This window comes from Polymorphospora sp. NPDC050346 (assembly GCF_040655695.1).
GTDB classification, from domain to species: domain Bacteria; phylum Actinomycetota; class Actinomycetes; order Mycobacteriales; family Micromonosporaceae; genus Polymorphospora; species Polymorphospora lycopeni.
In genome coordinates this window covers 61,279-83,021 of the sequence record NZ_JBFAKM010000040.1, presented here as the reverse complement: position 1 = coordinate 83,021, position 21,743 = coordinate 61,279, and the positions used below count along the sequence as shown (strand labels likewise).

Sequence of the window (21,743 nt, the reverse complement as noted above, 5' to 3'; positions counted from 1 at the left end):
GGACCGGCAAACCGCCGGCCGGGCGCGCCGCCGCCCCCCCCCCCCCCCCCCCGCAGGGCGACTCCCCGGGGCCGGCGGCGCGGACGGCCGGCCCCCCCAGCCGGCGGTCGGTGCGTCCCCCGGCCGGGCGGACCTGGTGCGGGGTCCGCCCAGCCGGTGGTTCTGTCCGGTCCCGCCGGCGGCGCCGGCCGCCGGTGGGACCTTGGCCGTCACCGGGTGGTGACGGGCCGGGTCAGGGGGTCGAGGTGGCGAACTCGACCCAGTTGAGGTTGAACAGTGCGGTCGTCGGGCCACCGGAGACCGACCTGAACACCAGGTAGAGCGGCTGCCCGTAGGTGTCCGGCTGGTCGACCTGGATGCTCTGGCTGGCCCAGACGTTGGTGCCCGAGGTGGCGGTCAGGGTGGCGGTGCCGGCGAGGGTGCCGTCCGGCGCGCCGACCCGCAGCTCGACGACCGCCCGCGGGGTGCCCGCAGTCGCCGCCGAACCACCGGCGTAGCGGAAGACGACCGAGTCGGCGTCGCCCAGGTTGATCGGGTCGAACGCGATGTGGTCGCCGTTGTCGATTCCGGTCAGGTGCTGGCCGGCCCCGGCGTCGTTCGTGTTCGCGACCGTGACACCCTGCTTGACCTGGGCGTACTCCGCCTGCTGGAGGCGCAGCTGGACCCTCGACTGCTCGACCGTGGTCAGCGCCGGCTGGCCGTTCGCCCCCAGGTCGGTGTAGCTGGCGCTGATGCCGCCGTAGAGGTAGCTGCCGGCGTGGTCGGCGCCGTCGGCCGGGCTCGGAACCACGCCGGAGCAACCGGTCGTCGAACCCTGCGGGTGGCCGTGCTCGTCGTGGCCGAGCACGAACGTCACCTCGACCCGGCTGCAGTCGATCGTCCCGTCCTCCGGGTCGGTGACCGTCAGCGTGTACGGGATCTGGTCGCCCCACTCGAAGAACGAGCCGGAGACCGGCGTGTGCAGCGTGATCGTCGGTGCGGTGTTGCCGACCGTGATCGTGCGGTTCAGTGTCGCCGCCTTGCCGCTGTTGTCGGTCACCGTCAGCTGGGCGTAGTAGACCCCGTTGGTGGTGTAGGTGAAGGACGGGTTCGCCTCGGTCGAGTCGGTCGTGCCGTCACCGTCGAAGTCCCAGGCGATCGAGACGGTCTCGCCCGGCTCCGGCGAGTGCGAACCCTCGCTGGAGAACTGGACGGTCAGCGGCGCCTGGCCCGAGGTCGGGGCGGCGTCGATCTCGGCCACCGGGCCCCGGGTGCCCTTCACGTAGCGGATCACCGACAGCGCGGCGTCCGGGTTGGCCCGGAAGAAGCCGTCGCCGTACTCCAGCACGTAGAGGCTGCCGTCCGGCCCGAACTCCATGTCGATCGGGTTGTCGAAGGTGAAGCCCGGCAGGAACTGCTCGACCCCGAGCAGCTGGCCGCTGCCGTTGGTCCGCATCATGAAGATCTTGTCCCGGCTGAACTCGCCGAAGACGACCGCGTCGTTGTAGTACTCGGGCAGCTTGACGTCGGAGTCGAGGTCGGCGTCGTACTTGTAGATCGGGCCGCCCATCGGTCCGACGCCGCCGGTGCCGATCACCGGCCACTTGAAGTCACAGGTCTCCGCCGGAGCGAGGTACGCCCCACGGCACGGGGTGACCGCGTTGAAGGTGTAGTGGAACTGCGACGGCTGCACCGGTGGCAGGACCGTCCGGCCGGTGTTGCGCGGCGAGTCGTTGACCGGCGCCGCACAGTTGAACGGCGTCTCCTTCGACGTCCGCGTCGCGAAGTCGTAGTCGATGTAGGGCTGGTCCGGCTGGGTGCAGTACGGCCAGCCGTAGTTGCCGGCCTTGTTCGTCGCCAGCCAGCGGCCGGTGCCCTCCGGGCCACGGGTCGCGCTGGGCACCCGGGTGTCCGGCGAGTAGTCGCCGACGTACACCCAGCCGCGGGCGTCGACGTCGAACCGGAACGGGTTACGCAGACCCATCAGGAAGATCTCGGGGCGGGTCTTCCCGTCGGTGTTCTGCGCCTGCGGGAAGAGGTTGCCGGCCGGGATGCTGTACGTGCCGTCCGGCTTCACCTTGATCCGCAGCACCTTGCCCCGCAGGTCGTTGGTGTTGGCCGAGGAGCGCTGGGCGTCGTACGCCGGGCCCTGGGTCGGCGACTCGTTGATCGGGGTGTAGCCGTCCGAACCGCTGGCGTTGGTGTCGTCACCGGTCACCAGGTAGAGCAGGCCCTTGCCGTCGAACTTGACCTCACCGCCGACGTGGCAGCAGGCGCCCCGGTCGGCCTCGACCTGGAGGATCTTCTGTTCGGTCGAGAAGTCCAGCGTGGGGTTCTCGCCGTCGACGAACTTGACCCGGGAGAGCTGGTTGTAGCCCTCGAACTTGTCCCAGACGGTCGGGTCGTTGCTGGTCGCCGGGGCGTCGCCCTCGTTGACGCCCGGGGTGGCCGGGTTGTCGACCGGGGTGTCGAGCGGCGGGGCGTAGTAGAGGTAGACCCACCTGTTGTTGGCGAAGTCGGGGTCGAGCGTGACGGACTGGAGGCCGTCCTCGTCGTGCTGGTAGACCGACATCGAGGCGATCACCGGGCTGGCGCCGTTGGCCGGGTTGTAGAGCCGGATCTCACCGCTGCGGGTGTTGTGCAGGACCCGGCCGTCGGGCAGGACGGCCAGCGACATCGGCTCGCCGGGCTGGTCGTTGAGCACGACCCGCTCGTAGTTGGCCAGCACCGTCGCGCCACAGTCGCCCTCGGCCACGCCGGCGGCCCACTGGATGCCGCCGAGCAGGTGCTTGCGGAAGGCGCCGTTGGCGTACGTCGCCTCGGAGTGCCCGAGTCCGGTGTAGAAGGACCGGCCGCCCTGGTAGTCACGGCACCACGAGATGGGGTGGTCGTAGCCCATCGTGCCACCGGTGTAGCTCTTCTCGTCGACGGTGGCCAGCACGTGGGCGGTGCCGCGCACGTTGCTGGTGTAGTTGTAGATCTCGTCGTCGAGGGTGATCTGCCGGGACACGGTCTTCGTCGCCGGGTGGGCCCGGTCGGCGACGTCGATGCGGGCGTTGCCGCTGCCGCTCGTGCCGGCGGCCGAGGTGCCGACCAGGTCACGGTAGAAGGCCCAGTCCGGCTCGGCCTCGACGGCCGCGTGGATGCCGAGGTAGCCGTTGCCGGCCTGGATGTAGTCCTCGAAGGCGACCTGCTGGTTCTCGTCGAGTACGTCCCCGGTGGCGTTGAGGAACACCACGGCCTTGTAGTTCGCGAGGTTCTCGGGGGTGAACGCGGTGCCGTTCTGTGTCACGTCGATGGTGAAGCCGTTGTTGTTTCCGAGGGTGCGGATCGCGTTGACGCCCTTGGCGGTGGAGTCGTGGGCACCCGCGGCCGCGCGGGTGAAGACGAGGACCTGGTAGCCGTCCGGGTGCTCGTGGCCGGGATGGGCGTACGCCGGCGCGGCGGCCGCCAGGGGCACCGTCAGCGCGGCGCCCGCGACGATGGCGAACCACCGTCGAACGGATCTTGCCATGGTAAACCTCCGGGGGTCGGGGAGGCTCGTGGAGCCTCACCGTTGGCACTGGTCCGGATGCCGGACCGGTTCTGCGTTGGTGCCTCACCCCTGGCGCGGTGCCACGTCCGCCAAGGTCCTGCGCTGCGCCTGCTGGTCGTCCGGCGCGACCGGGGAATCCCGGTCCGGTCGCGCCGGACGGCCTACCCTCGGGCCCTCGTCAACCGGACGTGGGGCGCAACCACGTCCGGCTCCTCGCACTCGGGCCCGAGGAGCCTCGTACTCCGGTCAGGCGATGACCGCGGTCAGGGCCGAATCCACCGCGGTCCACGCTCCCGTCGCGGCGGACCGCTCCACGGCCTCCAGCACGAGCTGGACGTGGAGGGCGTCGTCGAACGACGGCGTCGGGTCCACCCCGGTCGCGACCGCCTCGAGGAAGTCGCGGGCCTGGTGGGTGAACGAGTGTTCGTAACCGATGATGTGGCCGGCCGGCCACCACGCCGACATGTACGGGTGGTCCGGCTCGGTCACCAGGATCCGGCTGAAACCCTGCTCGCTGACCGGCCGGTCGGCGTCGTAGAACTCCAGCTCGTTCATCCGCTCGAAGTCGAACGCGACCGAACCGAGCGAGCCGTTGATCTCGATCCGCAGCCCGTTCTTGCGGCCGGTCGCGAACCGGGTCGCCTCGTAGCTGCCGACCGCGCCGCCGTCGAGCCGGGCGGTGAACAGCGCGGCGTCGTCGACCGTGACCGGGCCGGTCGCCGGACCGGTCCCGTCGGCGATCGCGAGCGACTTCGCCGCCAGCCCGCTCGCCTCGCCGGGCAGCGGGCGTTCCTTGACGAAGGTCTCGACCAGGCCGCTCACGCTCGCGATCCGTTGGCCGGTGACGAACTCGGTGGCGTCGATGATGTGGGCACCGATGTCGCCGAGCGCGCCGGAGCCCGCCTTGTCCTTCTGCAACCGCCAGGCCAGCGGCACCGTCGGGTCGACGAGCCAGTCCTGGAGGTACGTCGCGCGGACGTGCCGGATCGCGCCGATCCGGCCGTCGGCGACGAGCTGACGCATCAGGGCGATCGCGGGGACCCGGCGGTAGTTGAACCCGCACATGGACCGTACCCCGACCGACCGGGCCTCGGCCGCCGCGGCGGCCATGGCGCGGGCCTCGTCGACCGTGTTGGCCAGCGGCTTCTCGCACAGCACGTGCTTGCCGGCCGCCAGCGCCGCGATCGCGATCTCGGCGTGGCTGTCACCCGGGGTGCAGACGTCGATCACGTCGATGTCGTCCCGGTCGATCAGCGAACGCCAGTCGGTGGTGTGTCCGTCCCATCCGAGTCGCGCGGCGGCCTCGGCCACCTTGGACTCGTCGCGGCCGCAGATCGCCGTCATCCGGGCGTACGCCGGCAGGTCGTAGACCCGGTTGACGGTGCGCCACGCCTGTGAGTGCGCCGCACCCATGAAGGCGTAGCCGACCATCCCGATCCGCAACTCTTTATCTACAGTGGACAACGTGGGCCTCCCCCCGCCTTGCCGTGGATCAGAACCCGAGCGAGATGTAGTTGCTCGCGTTCTCCTTGGTGATGGTCTCGGAGGCCAGCGTGATCTCCTTCGGCACCTGGAGCTCGACCAGGTCGCCCATTCCCTTGTTCTGGCCGATCAGCCGGGCCAGCGAGATGGCCGAGGAGGCCATCGACGGGCTGTAGGTGACCGTCGCCTTGAGCACGCCGCTGTCGGCCTGGATCGCCTCGATCGCGGCCTTCGAGCCGGCGCCGCCGATCATGATGAGCTCGCTGCGGTTCGCCTGGCTGATCGCGGCGAGCACACCGATGCCCTGGTCGTCGTCGTGGTTCCACAGTGCGTCGATCTTCGGCAGGGCCTGGAGCAGGTTGGCCGCCTCACGCTGGCCGGAGTCGGCGGTGAACTCCGCCGCCCGCCGGTTGGCGATCTGGAGGCCCGCGGCGGTCAGCGTGTCACGGAACCCGGCCGACCGCTCCTGGGTCAGCGGCAGCGAGTCGATGCCGGCGATCTCGGCGATGACCGGGCTGGTGACGCCCTTGGCCCGCATCTGCGCGATGACGTAGTTGCCGGCCGATACGCCCATGCCGTAGTTGTCGCCCTTGATCAGGGTGCGGTAGGCGAGCGCCTGGTTGAAGGCCCGGTCCAGGTTGATCACCGGGATGCCGGCCTGCATCGCCTTGACGCCGCTGGCGGTCAGCTCCGCACCGTCGTGCGGCAGCATCACCAGGACGTTCGGCTTCTCGGCGATCAGGGTGTCGACGCCGGCCCGCTGCGCCGCCGCGTCGGCGCCGGCCTCGACGACCTTGAGCTCCACGTCCGAGTACGCCGCGGCCTGCGCCCGCGCGTTGTTGATGATGGCGGCCATCCAGCCGTGGTCGGCGGCCGGCGCGGAGAAGCCGATCACCACCCGCTGGCCCGGCGAGGAGTTCGGGTTGCCCTCGTTGGCGCCCATGGTCTGGGCGGTCTGCGGGGCGGCCTCGTTGCTCGTGCAGGCGGTGAGCAGGGCGCCGGCGCCGAGCGCCGCTCCGCCCAGCAGCAGCCGGCGGCGGGACAGATCGCGTCCGTCCTTGGTCATGACGACCTCCTGGATTCCATCAGTGGTGGGTGTTTGAGGGTGTGACGATCCCGGCGGGCGTCCCGACCGGACGCTCACCTGGTGTGGTGCGGTGGCTGTGCTAGGCGGTGGCGCCCTTGTTACGGGTGAAGAGCTGGCTCACTGACTTGAAGCGGAACTCCTGGATGAGCACGGCGGCCACGATGATGGCGCCCTTGATCATGTTCTGCGACTCGGTCGACAGACCGTTGATCGCGAACAGGTTGGTGATCGTGGAGAAGACCAGCACGCCGAACAGCGCGCCCATGATGGTGCCGCGACCACCGCTGAGCAGCGTGCCGCCGATGATCGCCGCCGCGATGGCGTCGAGTTCGTAGAGGTTGGCCATGGCGGCCTGGGCCGAGTTGGCCTGCGCCATGAGCATGATCGCGGCGATCCCGCAGCACAGCCCGGAGAGGCCGTAGAGCAGCAGGGTGTGCCACTTGACGTTGATGCCGGCGAGGCGGGCCGCCTCGCTGTTGCCGCCGACGGCGACCGTACGCCGGCCGAACGTGGTGCGGTTGAGCAGCACCCAACCGGCCGCGACCACCAGCGCCAGGATGATCACCAGCAGCGGGATGCCGAGGATCCGCTGGGTGGCGATGCCGTTGATCACCGAGGAGGTGGAGACCTGGGTCTGCTTGTCGGAGATCTCGGCGGCCAGCCCCCGGGCCGCGACCATCATCGCCAGTGTCGCGATGAACGGCACCAACCTGCCGTAGGAGATCAGTACCCCGTTGACCAGACCGACCCCGAGACCGACGGCCAGCGCGGTGAAGATCATGCCGCCCGCGCCGAAACTCTGGGTGGCGACCGTGGTGGCCCACACCCCGGCCAGCGCCATGATCGCGCCCACCGAGAGGTCGATGCCACCCCCGATGATCACGAACGTCATGCCGACGGTGACCACACCGATCGCCGACGCCTGCTGCAGGATGGTGAAGATGTTGTTCTTCACCCAGGTCGGGTCGCTGTAGAGGTCCGGCCGGGTGGCGATACCGATCACCACCAGCGCCACCAGGACGCCGACCAGCCCGAGGTTACGACGGGCGTTCTCGGTGGCGTCCGACTTCCACCAGCTCTCCTTCGCCGGACCACCGGAGCCGTGCTGCGGGCCGGCCGGCGGAGCCGCCTTGCCCACCTGCCCCGGTGTGGCGGCGGCCGTCTCTTTCTCGCTCGTCGTCACGCGGCTTCGCCTTCCATAAGCGACCCCGCCATGACGAGGTCGAGCACAGTCTCTTCGTCGATCGCGTCGCCCGGCGCCTCGTGGATGACCCGGCCCTCACGCATCACCAGCACCCGGTCGGACAGACCGAGCACCTCCGGCACCTCGCTGGAGACCAGCAGCACCCCGACCCCCTTCGCCGCCAGGTCGCGGATCACCTGGTACAGCTCGGCCCGGGCGCCGACGTCGACACCCCGGGTCGGCTCGTCGAGCAGCAGCAGCCGGGTGTCCCCGAGCAGCCAGCGGCCGACCACCACCTTCTGCTGATTGCCGCCGGAGAGCTGGCGGACCGGCCGCCGTACGTCGCGGGGGCGCAGCTCCAGCGAGTCGGCGACCTTCTCCGCCTCGGCCAGTTCCTGCCCGGACCGGGTGAAGCCGCCCTTGGCGATCCGGGCGAAGGTGGCCAGCGTGACGTTGCGGTAGATCGGTTCCCCGAGCAGCAGCGCCTGGCTCTTGCGCTCCTCGGGCGCCATGCCGAGCCCGGCCCGGACCGCCGCACCCACACTCCCCGGGCGCAGGGTCCGGCCGCCCATCCGGACCGTGCCGGACTCCGACCGGCGGGCACCGAAGATGGTCTCCAGCAGCTCCGAACGGCCCGACCCGACCAGACCGGCGATCCCGACGATCTCGCCCGGGTGCACGGTGAGCGACACGTCGGCGAACTCGCCGTGCCGGGTGAGCCCGTCGACCCGCAGCAACTCCTCGTCGGGGCGGGCCACCGGGGCCCGGTCCGGGAAGACGTACTCGATGGTGCGGCCGGTCATCTTGCTGACCAGTTCCCGCGTCGGGGTGCTCTGCGCGGGCAGGTTGGCGGCGGTGGTGCGACCGTCCTTGAGCACGGTGACCCGGTCACCGATCTCGCGGATCTCCTCCATCCGGTGCGAGATGTAGATGACCGCGATCCCCTGGGCGGTCAGCTCGCGGATGATCCGGAAGAGGTTGCCGACCTCGTCGTGCGCGAGCACCGCGCTCGGCTCGTCCATGATGATCAGCCGGGCCTCGTGCGACAGCGCCCGGGCCATGCTGACGATCTGCTTGCCGGCCGCCGGCAGCGACCGGACCAGCCGGTTGGGCGGGATCTCGGCATGCCCCAGCCGCCCCAGGATCTCCCGGGTCTGCCGGGACATCGGTCCCTTGCGGACGAAGCCGAACTGGCGCGGCTCGTGCCCGAGGAAGGCGTTCTCCGCCACCGACAGGTCCTCGACCAGGTCGAGTTCCTGGTAGATCGTGGCGATGCCGGCCTTCATGGCCGCCTGCGGGTTGCCGAAGTTGACCTGTTCGCCGAGCCACTCGACCTGGCCCGAGTCCGGTCGGTGCACGCCGGACAGCACCTTGATCAGGGTGGACTTCCCGGCGCCGTTCTGGCCGAGCAGGCAGTGCACCTCGCCGGCCCGGACCTCCAACTGCACCCCGTCCAGGGCCCGTACGCCGGGAAAGGTCTTCACCACGTCGGTGAGCCGCAGGACGACCTCGGCCGCGGCGCCCTTGCCGGTGTCGACGCTCATGACGTCCGCTCCCTTCGGTCGCGACCGCCATGCGCCAACCTGAGCCAACCGATTCGCTCGCTACGCTCGCTCATGACGTCCGCTCCCTTCGGTCGCGACCGACATGAGGCAAACTGAACCAACCGATTCGCTCGCTACGCTCGCTCATGACGCCTGCTCGAAGGCGACGTCGCTGGCCAGCACGGCCGCGCCGGTGACCCCGGCCCGCGAACCCAGCTCGGACAGCACCACCGGCAGGTTGCCGGTGGCCAGCGGAAGTGAACGGCGGTAGACCACGCTGCGGATCTCCGCCAGCAGGATGTGCCCCAAGTGAGCGAGCCCTCCCCCAATGACGATCATGGACGGGTTGGCGAAACTGACCAGCCCGGCGAGCACGCTGCCGACCCGGCGACCCCCGTCGCGGATGAGCCGCACGCAGGTGACGTCGCCCTCGGTGGCGCCCTGGGCGACGTCTCGGGCGGTCAGTACGCCGGCGGCGGCAAGCCGCTCGGCCAGCGCCGGGGAGGCGCCGGAGCGGGCCGCCAGGGTGGCGTCCTTGGCCAGCGCCGCGCCGCCGAAGTGCGCCTCGAGACAACCGACGTTGCCGCAGGTGCACATCGGACCGTGGCTGTCGACCTGGATGTGGCCGATGTCGCCGGCGCAGCCGTCGATGCCGCGGTAGACCTCGCCGCTGAGGTAGATGCCGCAGCCGATACCGGTGCCGATCTTGACGAAGAGGAAGTCGTCGACCGAGTGCGCGACACCGCCGTGCCGCTCACCGATCGCCATGATGTTCACGTCGTTGTCCACCGCCGCCGGGCAGCCGTGCTCACGGGTGAGCAGCTCCCGGACCGGGAAACGGTCCCAGCCCGGCATGATCGGCGGCGACACCGGTACGCCGTCGCGGTAGCTGACCGGACCGGGCACCCCGACTCCCACCGCGTCGAGCCGCTCGTAGACCCCGTCGACCCGGGCCTTGGCCAGCAGTTCGTTGATCCGGTGCAGGATGGCCTTCGGGCCGGACCGGATGTCGGCCGACTCGGTGTAGTTGGCGATCGGCTCCAGCCGGCCGTTGGTCACCTCGACGTCGATGGAGCTGGCGCCGAGGTCGACGGCCGCGAAGCGCAGGCCGGGGTTGAGTTCGACGAGGGTGGAACGGCGGCCGCCGCGCGAGGCGGCCATCCCGGCCTCGGTGACGAAGCCGGCGCTGACCAGCCGGTCGAGCTCGGCGAGCAGACGCGGCCGGGGGATCTGCAACTGATCGGCGAGCTCCGCGCGGGAGATCGCACCATGGTCTCTCAGAAGCCGTAGCAGGCGCAGGTGCAGCGCATCCGCGGTGCGCACTGGTCCACCTCCGGTGGTTTACGCCGCCGCAACATCGGCGTGTCGTGTTGGACACAGTAGGAGCCGTCTCGGCCGACTGTAAAGACCTTTGGTCACTTGAAGCCGAACTTTTATCAAGTTGGACAGAAGTCTTCGATCAACCTGCCGGAAGCAATCGTCGGACCTGCGCAACCTTGTCTCGCCCGACGACAAAACGCCTGGTCAGCAGGGGTTTCCAGAGACCGTCCGGCACCCTCGACCGGAGGGCATGCCGATGTCCCGGCCGTGCGGGGCACGGCCGGGACATCGACAGACGTGGGGCTACTCGTTACGGTAGATGGTCAGATCGGCCATGTTCTGGTAGCTGAGCGCGGCGAAGTCCAGCGACTGCCCCGGGTTGGCGGCGCCGCCCGGCGCGGTGTCCTGCTCCCAGTTGGCGTGGTGGAAGTCCGGCTCGCCGATGGTCTGGAAGAACTGCTGGAAGTTGATGTCGCCCTCGCCGAGCGGGGTCATCTCGTAGCCGTTGGCCAGGGCGGTGTTCCTGTTGCCGTCCTTGGCGTGGAAGAGCGGGAAGCGCTTGGTCCGCCGGGCCACGGTCAGGATCGGGTCGAAGATGCTGGTCCGCTCCCGGCCCGCCGAGTTGATGTACTTGGTGTGCTTGAAGCGGGCCACGTAGCCCCAGTAGATGTCCATCTCGAAGAAGACGTACTTGGCGTCGGTCTTCGCCATGAAGTATTCGAGCTTGCGGACGCCGGAGGACCGGGTGGGCCGGCCGTTGCCGTCCAGCGGTCCGGCGTCGAGCAGGAAGTTGTACGCCGCGTCGTGGTTGTGCGTGTAGAGCCGCATCTTGCGGTCCCGGGCCTGCCGGCCCAGTTCGTTCCACACGTCGGCGGCGGCGTCCCAGTCGGACTGGTAGTTGCTGTTGGTCGGGTCGCTGCCGGTGCCGATGTTCTTCATGCCGAGTTCCTCGGCGATGTCGAGCTGCTGTTGGAAGGTGGCCGGGTTGATGGACGCGTGCGTGCCGTTGGCGACCAGCCCGTTGTCGTCGAGGATCTTGCGGATCTCGGTCGGGGTGATCTGCCGGCCCAGGATCGAGCTGTGCTGGTTGTAGCCGGCGAACTCGATCTCCTTGTAGCCGAGTTCGGCCAGCCGGGCGAGCACCCGCTCGAAGCCGTACGGCACACCGCTGTCGTCGGGCGCCGCCGAGATCCGGTCCCGCACGCTGTAGAGGATGATGCCGCGGTTCTGCTCGGGGATGAGCGGCTCCACGGTCCAGGTGCCCTTGCCGATCGCCGGGGTCGCGGTCTGCAGGATCGGCAGGCCGGCGGCGCCGAGGGCGGCCGCGGCACCCGCGGAGGCGGTGAGGATACGACGCCGGGTGAGCTGGGGGTTGGGCCGACCGGGCTGGCCCTCGCGGCGCTGCGCCTCGTCCATTCTTGTCCACCTTTCTGGGACGGCCGACGGCCGCCGATGACGAGTAGGAGGATCGTTCGCGTCTGCCCGCCCTCAGGGGCACGAACCGGGCTCGACGGACCTCGATAGGGTTCTGACCTCGACTTTTGCGACGCCATGTCGCGCGTGTTACGTCTGGGGCAGACGGTATCGCTAGCAACGAGGGAAAGAAAGACTTGCAGGAGTCAAACTTTGTCCTGCACCGTCGAGAAGTAGTCGGCCCAGCGATCGACCGGGTGGCGTACGCGCAGGTCAGCGGGTCAGCAGTCGGCCCATGCGGCGGCCGGCCAGCACGAGCCCCAACACGGTCAGGGCGACCAGGTAGGCGACGTCGAGAAGCTGCGCCGGGCCGGCCGAGCCGATGCTGAGGTCACGGATCAGGTGCACCGACCGGTAGAGCGGGGTCAGCTCGACCACCCAGCGCAGGACGGCCGGATAGATCTCGGCTGGCACGAAGGTGCCGGAGAAGAGGAAGAGGCTGAACTGCACCGACCCCATCAGGTCGAAGTCCTGCCAGCTGCGCATGAACGTCGACAGCGCCATGCCGAGCGCGCCGAAGGTGAAGCCGACCAGCACCGCGGCCGGAAAGGCGACCAGCGCGCGGCCGACCGTCGTGAGGTCCATCCAGACCATGACCACGAGGAAGGCGGCGGAGTAACTGGAGCCGCGGATCATCGCCCAGGCCAGCTCGCCCAGCGCGATCTCGAAGGGCTGCACCGGGGTCGCCAGGATCCCGTCGTACAGCTTCATGTACTTCATCTTGCCGAAGAAGTTGAAGGTGGTCTCCGACAGCGCACCGGTCATCGCGGACGCGGCCAGCATGGCCGGCGCGACGAACGCGGCGTACGCGACCACCTGACCGCCGGGCAGCGTCAGGTCGCCGATCAGCGCCCCCACCCCGACGCCGATCGACAGCAGGTAGAGCAGCGGCTCGAAGAAGCCGGAGATCATCACGACCCAGTAGGCCGACTTGAGCGCCGCCGCGTTGCGCTCGGTCACCGAGAACGCCCGGCGGGCCGGACCCTCGAAGCTGACCAGCTTGGGCAGGACGATGCTGACCACGCCGACCTCCTCTCAGAACACCAGTCGGCGCTTGAACCGGGCGTGTGCCAGCAGCCAGCCGGCGACCGCCCAGGCCAGCAGGTAGAGCAGGTGACCGGCGACCGACCACTGGGGAGCGATGCCCAGGGTGGCCGCCCGGGTCAGGTCGACGCCGTGCCACAGCGGGGACAGGTAGGCCAGCCAGCGCAGCACCACCGGCAGCTCCTCGACCGGGAAGAAGACCCCGGCGAACAGGGTCATCGGGACCACGGCGAAGCGGAACAGCAGCGACAGGTAGCTGTCGGACCTGATCGAGGCGCTGAAGGCGAACGTCGGCGCCGCCACGGCGAACCCGATCAGCAGCGCCAGCGGCAGCGCCGCCGGCGCCCACGGCGAGTGCAGCGTGCCGAAGGCCGCCGCCACCAGCAGGAACGCGATGCTGCTGATCAGCACCCGGAACAGGACGAAGAGCAGATGCCCACCGAGGATGTCGGCGACCCGCAGCGGCGCGCTGGCCTGGGCGAAATAGGTGCGGACCCACTCGAAGTTGCCGAGCACCTGCCAGGACGACTCCCCGATCGCCACCTGCAACGCGGTCGAGGCGAGCAGGCCGGGCAGGATGAAGTCGAGATAGGACACCCCGCCGACGCCACCATCGATGTAGGAGCCGACCCCCACCCCGAAGCCGATCACCGTCAGCAGCGGCAGGAGGAAGGACGACAGCGCGCTCGAGCGCCAGGTGCGCCGGTAGCCGACGATGTTGTATTCGAGTACGGAGAGCGGCCCGCCGCCGCGTCGGGCCGCCGCCGTGCCGACGCTCATCGGTCGACCAGCGTCCGGCCGACCGCGCTTGCCCACATGGCTGCCTCCCGCTCGGTGTCGTCGACTACGGCCCGGGCCGCCAGCGGTGGCAACCCCGACCGGGAGACCGACGTTATCGAAGGCCCCGACGTGTCCGGTAGCGGGAATCGCGGCCGGGTCAGCCGGCCGGTGCGGGACGGACGGGAAGCAGGTTGCGCTCGGCGAAGACCTTCTTGGCGACGAGGGTGGCGTTGACCGCCCGCGGCACACCGCAGTAGACCACCGACTGCAGCAGCGCCTCGACTATCTCGGAGGGCGTCAGGCCGGCGTTGAGCGCACCGTTGACGTGGACCTCGAGCTGGGCCTCGGCGCCACCGAGACCGGTGAGAATGCCGAGCGTCAGCAGTTCCCGGTCGCGGCGCTGCAGTTCGGGCCGGACGTAGAGGTCTCCGTAGGACCAGGCGACGGACCGGTGACTCAGCTCGGGTGAGACGTCGGCCAGGGCCGCGAGAAGCTTCTGCCCGGCGCCCCCGTCGGCCTCCCGTAGCGCCACCAGGCCGCGCTCGTATTGTTCGTCCGCGTTCATGGTCATGGTCGTGCCCCACCTCTGCGCAGTCGTCCGGTCTCCCTGGGGCAACGGCCCCGGCGCCGGCTACCCACGGTTTCGCCGGGCAAACGACCCGTCTTCCGCGGGACGCTCCAGGCCGCACCCTAGTCCACCAGGGTCCGGCCGGTCAGGTGCAGGAAGACGTCCTCGAGCGAGCTGCGCCGGACCAGCACACTGGCCGGGGTCAGCGCCCGCCCGTGCACCTCGGCCACTGCCGCGTCGCCGTCCGCCACGTAGAGCAGGATGCGGTCGGGCAGCACCTCGATCCGCTCGCCCAGCCCGTCGAGCTTGCCGGCGAAGTCCTCCTGCGACGCGGCGGCGAATCGCAACTCGACGACCTCGCGGGTGGAGTATCGCTCGATCAGCGCCCGCGGCGAGCCTTCGGCGACGATCCGGCCGCCGTCCATGACGACGAGCCGGTCGCACAACTGCTCCGCCTCGTCCATGTAGTGGGTGGTGAGCACCAGCGTCACACCCTGTTGCTTGAGCCGGAACAGCCGCTCCCAGACCAGGTGCCGGGCCTGCGGGTCGAGCCCGGTCGTCGGCTCGTCGAGCAGCACGATGTCGGGTTCGTTGACCAGGGCGCGGGCGATGGTGAGCCGGCGCTTCATGCCGCCGGACAACGGCTCGACCTTGCTGTTGGCGCGCTCGGTGAGCTGCACGAAGTCGAGCAGCTCGGTGGCCCGCTGCCGGGCCACCCGGCGCGGGATGCCGAAGTAGCGGGCATAGGTGGTCAGGTTTTCCCGCACGGTCAGCTCGGGGTCGAGGTTGTCCTGCTGGGGGCAGACGCCGAGGCGGGCCCGGATCGCCGGACCGTCCTTCCGCGGATCGAGCCCGACGATGCGCAGGACCCCGTCGGTCGGCGGGGAGACGCACCCGATCATCCGCATGGTCGAACTCTTGCCGGCGCCATTCGGACCGAGGAATCCGAACGCCTCACCGGGCTGCACGTCGACGTCGATCCCGTCGACGGCCGTGAAGTCACCGAACCGCTTGACCAGGCCCCGCGCGTGGATCAGCGCGCTCCCTCCGGCCGCCGCCGGCTCGTGGCCCGGTGACTGTTCGTGGCCCGGTGGTCGCTGCCGCGTCTCGTTCACCGACAGAACCTATCCCCTCGGTACGACATTCACCCCACTCATTTCACATCTAGGAACTTTTCGATCTCTCCGAACAAAGTTGGCCCTGCACCGCGCCAACTTGTGGCCACCGTGCGGTATCTTTTCTCACACCGAGCCCCTAGGGGCTCTCCAAGTCGACTCGCCGCCGCGGGTCTCGCCGCGGCGGGATAAGGATGATGACGGACGTGTTGGGCGTATGGCCGGAAAACCCGCACCAGGCCCGGGTGCTTCGCCTGTTGCGTGACGACGGCCCGGCGTCCCGTGCCGAACTGGGCGAGGCGGTGGAGCTGTCCCGTTCCAAGGCGGCCACCGAGATCGACCGGCTCATCGAGCGGGGCCTGGTCGAGACGGTCGGCCCGGCCGCCTCCCGTGGCGGCCGGCGGTCGTCGATCGTCCGGATCGCCGGGGGAACCCGGTTCCTCAGCGTGAGCATCGGCGCGACCAGCATCGAGGTCGCGATCACCGACGGCGAGCTGCGGGTCATCTCCCGGATCACCGAGCACACCGAACTGCGCCGCGGGCCGACCACCGTCATCGGGCAGGCCCTCGAACTCGTCAGCAAGCTGCGCGCCGACTCGGGCACCACCCGCTTCACCGGTGCCGGGATCGGCATCCCCGGCCCGGTCAGCTTCCACGAGGGAATTCCGGTGTCGCCGCCGTTCATGCCCGGTTGGCACCGCTTCCCCGTACGCGAGATGTTCAGCACCGAACTCGGCTGCCCGGTCCTGGTCGACAACGACGTGAACATCATGGCACTCGGTGAAAAGCACGCCGGGATCGCGAAGTCCTTCGACGACTTCCTCTTCGTCAAGATCGGCGCCGGCATCGGGGCCGGGATCGTCGTCGCCGGGTCCGTCTACCGGGGCGCCAACGGCTGCGCCGGCGACATCGGCCACACCGCGGTCGACGACAACGGCCCGCTGTGCGTCTGCGGCAACAGCGGCTGCCTGGAGGCCTACTTCGGCGGGGCGGCACTGACCCGCGACGCGCTCGCCGCCGCCCGTTCCGGGCGCTCCGACCAGCTCGCCGAACAGCTCGCCGGGGCCGGCACGCTGACCGCCCTCGACGTCGCGCACGCGGCGGCGGCCGGTGACCCGGTCGCGATCGGGATGGTGCGCGACGGTGGCCGGCGGGTCGGCAAGGTGCTCGCCAGCCTGGTCAGCTTCTTCAACCCCGGCATGATCGTCATCGGCGGTGGGCTCGCCGGCATCGGGCACGCGCTGCTCGCCGAGATCCGGGGCGTGGTCTACCGCTCGTCGCTGCCGCTGGCGACCGGCGCCATGCCGATCGTGCTCTCCGAGATGGGCGACCAGGCCGGCCTGGTCGGCGCCACCCGGATGATCAGCGACCACGTGTTCACCGCCGCCGACGTACCGGGCTGACCACCCCCAGGATCCCCGTGATCAGGGATCAGGTCGCGCGGGTCGCCGGCGGGTCGCGCTTCCCCGCCCCTGATCACCGGGATCTTGGCACAGTCGTAACTTCGAGCTTCTTCGATGTTCATCGAAACTCGATTAAGATCGTCAGGCATGAATGCCACAGCTAGTGTGCGGTCGAGGCCGCGACAGCTCATCCTGGCCGCGGCTCTCGTCCTCGCGGTCGGCCTACCCGTCGGCGTGGTGTCGACCGCGGCGTCGGCGGCGTCCGGCATCACCGTCGCGGCGGCCATCGCCGCCCAGGACGGCCGGACGGCGACGGTCACCGGCTACGTCGTCGGCGAGCCGACGGCCACCAACACGGTCCGGCGCTCCGCGTTCACCGGCGACACCGCCATCGCCATCGCCGACTCCGCCGCCGAGACCGCCACCGGTCGGATGCTCTACGTCCAGGTCACCGCGGCCTACCGCGGTGCCTTCGGGCTGCGCACCAACCCGGGCACGCTCGGTTCGACGGTCACCGTCACCGGCACGCTGACCGCGTACTTCAGCCACGCCGGCCTGAAGAACCCGACCGCGTTCACCCGCGGCGGCACGACCCCCACGCCCTCCCCGACCGCCACCCCCGGACCGACCCCGACCGGCAACCCCGGCTCGACGTACTACGCAAACGCCATCGGCAAGACCGGGCCGGCCCTGCGCAGCTCGCTGCACAGCATCATCAAGGTGCAGACCAAACTGTCGTACGCGCAGGTGTGGGACGCGCTGAAGCAGACCGACCAGGATCCGAACAACGCCAACAACGTGCTCCTGCTCTACTCCGGCACCTCCCGGAGCAAGAACAGCAACGGCGGCAGCACCGGCAACTGGAACCGCGAGCATGTCTGGGCGCAGTCGCACGGCAACTTCGGCACCTCGGCCGGGCCGGGCACCGACGTGCACCACCTGCGCGCGACCGACGTCACGGTCAACTCGACCCGTGGCAACAAGGACTTCGACAACGGCGGCAACCCGGTCAGCAGCGCCCCGGGCAACTACACCGACAGTGACTCGTGGGAGCCGCGCGACGCGGACAAGGGCGACGTCGCCCGGATGCTCTTCTACATGGCGATCCGCTACGAGGGCAACGACGGCTGGCCCAACCTGGAGGTCAACGAGTCCACCAGCAACGGCAGCTCGCCCTACCACGGCAAGCTCTCGGTGCTGAAGCAGTGGCACCAGCAGGACCCGCCGGACGCCTTCGAGCGCCGCCGCAACCAGGTCATCTTCGACAACTGGCAGGGCAACCGCAATCCGTTCGTCGACCACCCGGAGTGGGTCTCGGCGATCTGGGGCTGACCCGCCCCGGCGGGTGTCGCGGCCGACGGTCGCGGCACCCGCCACCCCGCACCGGGTCGCGCGAACGCGGCCCACCGCGTCACAGGTCGGACGGCGTGCTCTCCCGCTGGAACCGCTCGACGAGTTCGACCGTCGCGGCGCGGATCTCGTCGTCGTCGTACGCGGTCCCGGGGTCGTAGCGGACCGCCCAGCTCAGCCCGTCGACCCCGCCGACCCGGCGGGCGACGATCCGCACTCCCCCACCGGGCAGCGGATGGTGCACGGTGTGCGCGACCGACCCGGTGACCCGGGTACGCACCTGGTGCGGCACGTCGCCCGGGTCGAGCAGCAGATAGGACTCGGCCGGCCGGTCGGCGACCACGGCGTACTCGTCGTGCACCCGCAGCACCTCGGCCGGGGTGACCGTCAGCTCCCGGCCCGACCAGACCGCCTTGTGGATCTCGTGCCAGGGCAGCCGGCCGGAGCGGCCCGGCAACCACAGGCCCCGGTTGGTCAACACGACCACGTCGTCCCCGGAACCGGCCGGGGACCAGGCGACGATCCGCTCCTCGGGGTCGAGGGCCGGGCGCCGGTCGGCGGGCAGCTTCGGTCGGCGACGGAACAGACGCATGTCACAAACCTCCCACGGCCTGCTCGCGCAGGGCCCGCGCATGCTGCTCCAGCGGCACCAGGGCCCCGACCATCGCCAGGTATTCGTCCTTGTGCGCGACCGGGTTGATCCGCTGGATCCTCGACTTCAACTCCCGGATCCGGGCGGTGACCGAACCCAACTGGATCTGGGCCAGGGTCACCGACACGTAGCCGGGATCGGGCTCCCGGTCGATCCGCAGCGGCTCGACCGCCAACTCCCCGACCAGGGCCCGGCCCACCAGGTCGGTGCAGGCGTCGCGGACCCGCTCGATCCAGACCGCCCCGCTGACCGCCGCGGTGGCCCCGCCGGCCTCGGCCACCGCCGCCCGGACCACCACGTGCACCGGATGCCGGTAGGCGTCCGCGCCGACCGCGTCGAACATCGGCCCGGCGAGCACCGGCACCTGGAGCGCGAGCTTGAGCGCCTCCCGCTCGACCAGCGACTGGGGGCTGTCCAGCACCGGTTCGGTCCGCTTCGGCCGGGCCGGCGACGCGGCACCCGGATCCGATCCGGCGGCCAGCACCGCCCGCTGCACCGGCTCGATCTCCATGCCGAGGTCCAGGGCCAGCTTGCGGACGTACTCGGGGCGTTTGTCGCGGTCCTTGAGCTTGGCCACCAGCGGCGCGGCACGGCGCATCGCCTCGACCCGGCCGTCGACGGTGTCCAGGTCGTAGCGGGCCAGGACCTGGCGCAGCGCGAAGTCGACCAGCGGCTCGCGGCGCGCGACCAGGTCACGGACCGCGAGGTCGCCCTTTGCCAGCCGCAGGTCGCACGGGTCCATGTTGTCGGGCGAGACCGCGATGAACGTACGGCCGACGAAGCGCTGGTCCTCCTCGAAGGCGCGCAGCGCCGCCTTCTGCCCGGCCGCGTCGCCGTCGAAGGTGAAGATGATCTCGCCGGTGACCTCGTCGCTGTCCATCAGCAGCCGGCGCAGGACCCCGATGTGGTCGACGCCGAACGCCGTGCCGCAGGTCGCCACGGCCGTCGTCACGCCGGCCAGGTGGCAGGCCATCACGTCGGTGTAGCCCTCGACGATGACCGCCCGTCCCTGCTTGGCGATCTCCCGCTTGGCCTGGTCGATGCCGTACAGGACGTGGGACTTCTTGTAGATCGGCGTCTCGGGGGTGTTGAGGTATTTCGGGCCGTCGTCGGTGTCGAAGAGCTTGCGGGCGCCGAACCCGATCACGTCGCCGGTCAGCTCCCGGATCGGCCAGAGCAACCGGCGGCGGAACCGGTCGATCAGCGAGCCGGACCGTGACTCGCGGGACAGCCCGGCGGTGACCAGTTCCGGACCGGTGAAGCCCTTCTGCCGCAGGTGCTTGGTCAGGTGGTCCCACGCGTCGGGGGCGAAGCCGCACCCGTAGCGCTCGGCGGCGGCCCGGTCGAAGCCGCGCTCGGCCAGGAACTCCCGCGCCAACCGGGCGCCGGGGGTGCCGAGCTGCCCGGTGTAGAACTCGACCGCGGCCGCGTGCGCGGCCACCAGCCGCTGCCGCTGGCCGGGCTGCTGGCGGGTCGGCGACGGGCCGGTCTCGTCGTACCGCAACTGGATGCCGGCGCGGTCGGCGAGCCGCTCGACCGACTCGACGAACGTCAGGTGCTCGGCGTCCATCAGGAACTTGATCGCGTCGCCGCCGGCGCCGCAGCCGTGGCAGAAGTAGACGTTGCGGGCCGGGGCCACGGTGAACGACGGCGTCTTCTCGTCGTGGAACGGGCACAACCCCTTGAGGTTGCCGCCGCCGGCCGAGCGCAGCGTCACCCGGTCGGAGATCACCTCGGCGATGGAGGTGCGCTCGCGGACCAGCGCGATGTCCTCGTCCCGGATCCGGCCAGCCATGCGGTGTCCACCCCCTCCGGGTACATCCTGCCCTGCCGCTCCGATTCGGGCCGGCGGGGGTCCCGCGGTCGCGGGTCGGGTCAGCCGGCGACGAGACGGCCGTGCCAGGCGACCGCCGCCGGGTCGGTGAGCGACGCCACCTGGTCGACGACCACCCGGAGCCGGGCCGGGTCGTCGGCCGCCGCCCGCCAGGACGCCGCGAACACCGGGTCCAGCCCGCCGGGCGCCCGGTCGAGGAGTGCCGCGACCAGTTCGGCCAGGACGATCCGTTGCCGTTCGTAGCGTTCCTCCGCCCCGGACCGGCGCATCACGTAGCGCAGCGCCATGCCCTTGAGCAGCGCGCAGCGGGCCCGGATCTCCCGGGGTACGACCAGGTCGGCGGCGTACCGGCGCAGCGGGCCGTCGCCGAAGGTCTCCTTGGTGGCGGTCACCGCGGCGTGCACGAACCGGCCGGTCAGGGCGCTGGTCATCCGCTTGAGCGCGGCCTGTGCGTCGTGGCTGCCGTCGTATCCGGCCAGCGGCGCCAGCACCGGATCGGCGAGCAGGGCGAGCAGCACCGGGTCGAGGTCGGCCGCGGACTCGTCGGAGTAGACCGTCGCCACGTCGGCGCAGAGCGCGGCGCGTTCGTCGGCGTCGTCGAGCAGCGGCCGGACCGCCAGGTAGCCGCCGTGGATGCCGTCCTCGACGTCGTGTACCGAGTAGGCGACGTCGTCGGCCCAGTCCATCACCTGCGCCTCGAGGCAGCGCCGGGTGCCGTCCGGGGCGCCCCGGCGTACCCACTCGAAGACCTCGGTGTCGTCGGCGTACACCCCGAACTTGCGCCCGCCGGCGCGGCGCGGCCACGGGTACTTGCAGGTCGCGTCGAGCGAGGCCCGGGTCAGGTTGAGGCCGGCCGGTCCGCCGCCGGGCCGCAGCGCCTTGGCCTCCAACCTGGTGAGTACGCGCAACGTCTGCGCGTTGCCCTCGAAGCCGCCGCAGGCGCTGGCGACCGCGTCGAGCGCCGCCTCGCCGTTGTGCCCGAACGGCGGGTGGCCGAGGTCGTGGGCGAGCCCGGCCACGTCGACGACGTCGGCGTCGCAGCCGAGCCGGGCGCCCATCTCCCGGGCGATCTGCGCGACCTCCAGCGAGTGGGTGAGCCGGGTACGCAGGAAGTCGTCGGTGCCGGCGGTGTGCACCTGGGTCTTCGCGGCGAGCCGCCGGAACGCGGCCGAGTGCAGCACCCGGGCCCGGTCCCGCTCGTACGGGCTGCGGCCGTGGCCGGTGTCCTTCGGGGACTCGGGTGCCCAGCGCTCGGCGTCGGGTGGCGTCGTCACCGGACCATCGTGCCGCGCACGGTCGACCGGCGGGCGCACGGGGTGTCGTACGCAACCTTTCCTCCGCAACACCCGAACAGCCGATAGTTGCGGACTAATAGCTGACCGTCACCACACTCC

The 21,743-nt window shown here is 70.6% G+C and carries 16 protein-coding genes; 2 read left to right on the top strand and 14 right to left on the bottom strand.

The window, feature by feature from the left end; all coding sequences use genetic code 11:
* Positions 1-232: 232 nt before the first annotated feature.
* The 11 genes from AB0I42_RS30775 to AB0I42_RS30725 all read right to left on the bottom strand — a co-directional run bounded on the left by AB0I42_RS30775 (position 233) and on the right by AB0I42_RS30725 (position 15,032).
* Positions 233-3,493, bottom strand: coding sequence for a ThuA domain-containing protein (locus tag AB0I42_RS30775; protein ID WP_357542792.1), 3,261 nt, complete (start codon positions 3,491-3,493; stop codon positions 233-235).
* 267 nt (positions 3,494-3,760) lie between these two features.
* Positions 3,761-4,978 (bottom strand): Gfo/Idh/MocA family oxidoreductase, encoded by a 1,218-nt coding sequence (locus AB0I42_RS30770; protein WP_357542790.1) that lies wholly within the window; start codon positions 4,976-4,978, stop codon positions 3,761-3,763.
* A gap of 28 nt (positions 4,979-5,006) precedes the next feature.
* Positions 5,007-6,062 (bottom strand): substrate-binding domain-containing protein, encoded by a 1,056-nt coding sequence (locus AB0I42_RS30765; protein ID WP_357542788.1) that lies wholly within the window; start codon positions 6,060-6,062, stop codon positions 5,007-5,009.
* Positions 6,063-6,162: 100 nt separating this feature from the next.
* Positions 6,163-7,221, bottom strand: coding sequence for an ABC transporter permease (locus AB0I42_RS30760; protein WP_357542810.1), 1,059 nt, complete (start codon positions 7,219-7,221; stop codon positions 6,163-6,165).
* Between the two features lie 41 nt (positions 7,222-7,262).
* Positions 7,263-8,810 carry a sugar ABC transporter ATP-binding protein gene (locus AB0I42_RS30755; RefSeq protein ID WP_357542786.1) on the bottom strand — a complete coding sequence of 516 codons (1,548 nt, stop codon included), beginning with the start codon at positions 8,808-8,810 and terminating at the stop codon, positions 7,263-7,265.
* A gap of 144 nt (positions 8,811-8,954) precedes the next feature.
* Complete coding sequence (locus tag AB0I42_RS30750; RefSeq protein ID WP_357542784.1) at positions 8,955-10,133, bottom strand: ROK family transcriptional regulator; 1,179 nt, start codon at positions 10,131-10,133, stop codon at positions 8,955-8,957.
* Between the two features lie 300 nt (positions 10,134-10,433).
* Positions 10,434-11,546, bottom strand: a complete 1,113-nt coding sequence (locus tag AB0I42_RS30745; RefSeq protein ID WP_357542782.1) for a TIM barrel protein — start codon at positions 11,544-11,546, stop codon at positions 10,434-10,436.
* 270 nt (positions 11,547-11,816) lie between these two features.
* A complete protein-coding gene (locus AB0I42_RS30740) occupies positions 11,817-12,626 on the bottom strand; it encodes an ABC transporter permease (RefSeq protein ID WP_357542780.1) in 810 nt (269 codons plus the stop codon).
* A 12-nt stretch (positions 12,627-12,638) separates the two neighbouring features.
* Complete coding sequence (locus AB0I42_RS30735) at positions 12,639-13,427, bottom strand: ABC transporter permease (protein WP_357542778.1); 789 nt, start codon at positions 13,425-13,427, stop codon at positions 12,639-12,641.
* Between the two features lie 157 nt (positions 13,428-13,584).
* On the bottom strand, positions 13,585-13,998 hold the full coding sequence (locus AB0I42_RS30730) for a carboxymuconolactone decarboxylase family protein (protein ID WP_357542776.1): 414 nt from the start codon (positions 13,996-13,998) through the stop codon (positions 13,585-13,587).
* A gap of 119 nt (positions 13,999-14,117) precedes the next feature.
* On the bottom strand, positions 14,118-15,032 hold the full coding sequence (locus AB0I42_RS30725) for an ABC transporter ATP-binding protein (protein WP_357542808.1): 915 nt from the start codon (positions 15,030-15,032) through the stop codon (positions 14,118-14,120).
* Positions 15,033-15,307: 275 nt separating this feature from the next.
* Here AB0I42_RS30725 and AB0I42_RS30720 point away from each other — a divergent pair, with 275 nt between their 5' ends.
* On the top strand, positions 15,308-16,513 hold the full coding sequence (locus tag AB0I42_RS30720) for an ROK family transcriptional regulator (protein ID WP_357542774.1): 1,206 nt from the start codon (positions 15,308-15,310) through the stop codon (positions 16,511-16,513).
* 147 nt (positions 16,514-16,660) lie between these two features.
* On the top strand, positions 16,661-17,845 hold the full coding sequence (locus AB0I42_RS30715) for an endonuclease (RefSeq protein WP_357542772.1): 1,185 nt from the start codon (positions 16,661-16,663) through the stop codon (positions 17,843-17,845).
* A gap of 79 nt (positions 17,846-17,924) precedes the next feature.
* On the opposite strand, the gene AB0I42_RS30710 is transcribed toward AB0I42_RS30715, so the two are convergent.
* The 3 genes from AB0I42_RS30710 to AB0I42_RS30700 form a co-directional block, all read right to left on the bottom strand.
* Positions 17,925-18,455, bottom strand: a complete 531-nt coding sequence (locus AB0I42_RS30710; RefSeq protein WP_357542770.1) for a hypothetical protein — start codon at positions 18,453-18,455, stop codon at positions 17,925-17,927.
* Position 18,456: 1 nt separating this feature from the next.
* Positions 18,457-20,310: a DNA primase gene (gene dnaG, locus AB0I42_RS30705; RefSeq protein WP_357542768.1), complete on the bottom strand. Its 1,854-nt coding sequence runs from the start codon at positions 20,308-20,310 to the stop codon at positions 18,457-18,459.
* Positions 20,311-20,390: 80 nt separating this feature from the next.
* Positions 20,391-21,623 (bottom strand): deoxyguanosinetriphosphate triphosphohydrolase, encoded by a 1,233-nt coding sequence (locus AB0I42_RS30700; RefSeq protein WP_357542766.1) that lies wholly within the window; start codon positions 21,621-21,623, stop codon positions 20,391-20,393.
* Positions 21,624-21,743: the final 120 nt, after the last annotated feature.

Excerpts from the sequence above, each read along its gene's own strand:
- AB0I42_RS30735 (WP_357542778.1), bottom strand. The coding sequence starts at position 13,427 with ATGAGCGTCGGCACGGCGGCGGCCCGACGCGGCGGCGGGCCGCTCTCC.
- AB0I42_RS30710 (WP_357542770.1), bottom strand. The coding sequence starts at position 18,455 with ATGCGTCTGTTCCGTCGCCGACCGAAGCTGCCCGCCGACCGGCGCCCG.
- AB0I42_RS30745 (WP_357542782.1), bottom strand. The coding sequence starts at position 11,546 with ATGGACGAGGCGCAGCGCCGCGAGGGCCAGCCCGGTCGGCCCAACCCC.
- AB0I42_RS30775 (WP_357542792.1), bottom strand. The coding sequence starts at position 3,493 with ATGGCAAGATCCGTTCGACGGTGGTTCGCCATCGTCGCGGGCGCCGCG.
- AB0I42_RS30730 (WP_357542776.1), bottom strand. The coding sequence starts at position 13,998 with ATGACCATGAACGCGGACGAACAATACGAGCGCGGCCTGGTGGCGCTA.
- AB0I42_RS30755 (WP_357542786.1), bottom strand. The coding sequence starts at position 8,810 with ATGAGCGTCGACACCGGCAAGGGCGCCGCGGCCGAGGTCGTCCTGCGG.
- AB0I42_RS30765 (WP_357542788.1), bottom strand. The coding sequence starts at position 6,062 with ATGACCAAGGACGGACGCGATCTGTCCCGCCGCCGGCTGCTGCTGGGC.
- dnaG (WP_357542768.1), bottom strand. The coding sequence starts at position 20,310 with ATGGCTGGCCGGATCCGGGACGAGGACATCGCGCTGGTCCGCGAGCGC.
- AB0I42_RS30715 (WP_357542772.1), top strand. The coding sequence starts at position 16,661 with ATGAATGCCACAGCTAGTGTGCGGTCGAGGCCGCGACAGCTCATCCTG.
- AB0I42_RS30720 (WP_357542774.1), top strand. The coding sequence starts at position 15,308 with ATGACGGACGTGTTGGGCGTATGGCCGGAAAACCCGCACCAGGCCCGG.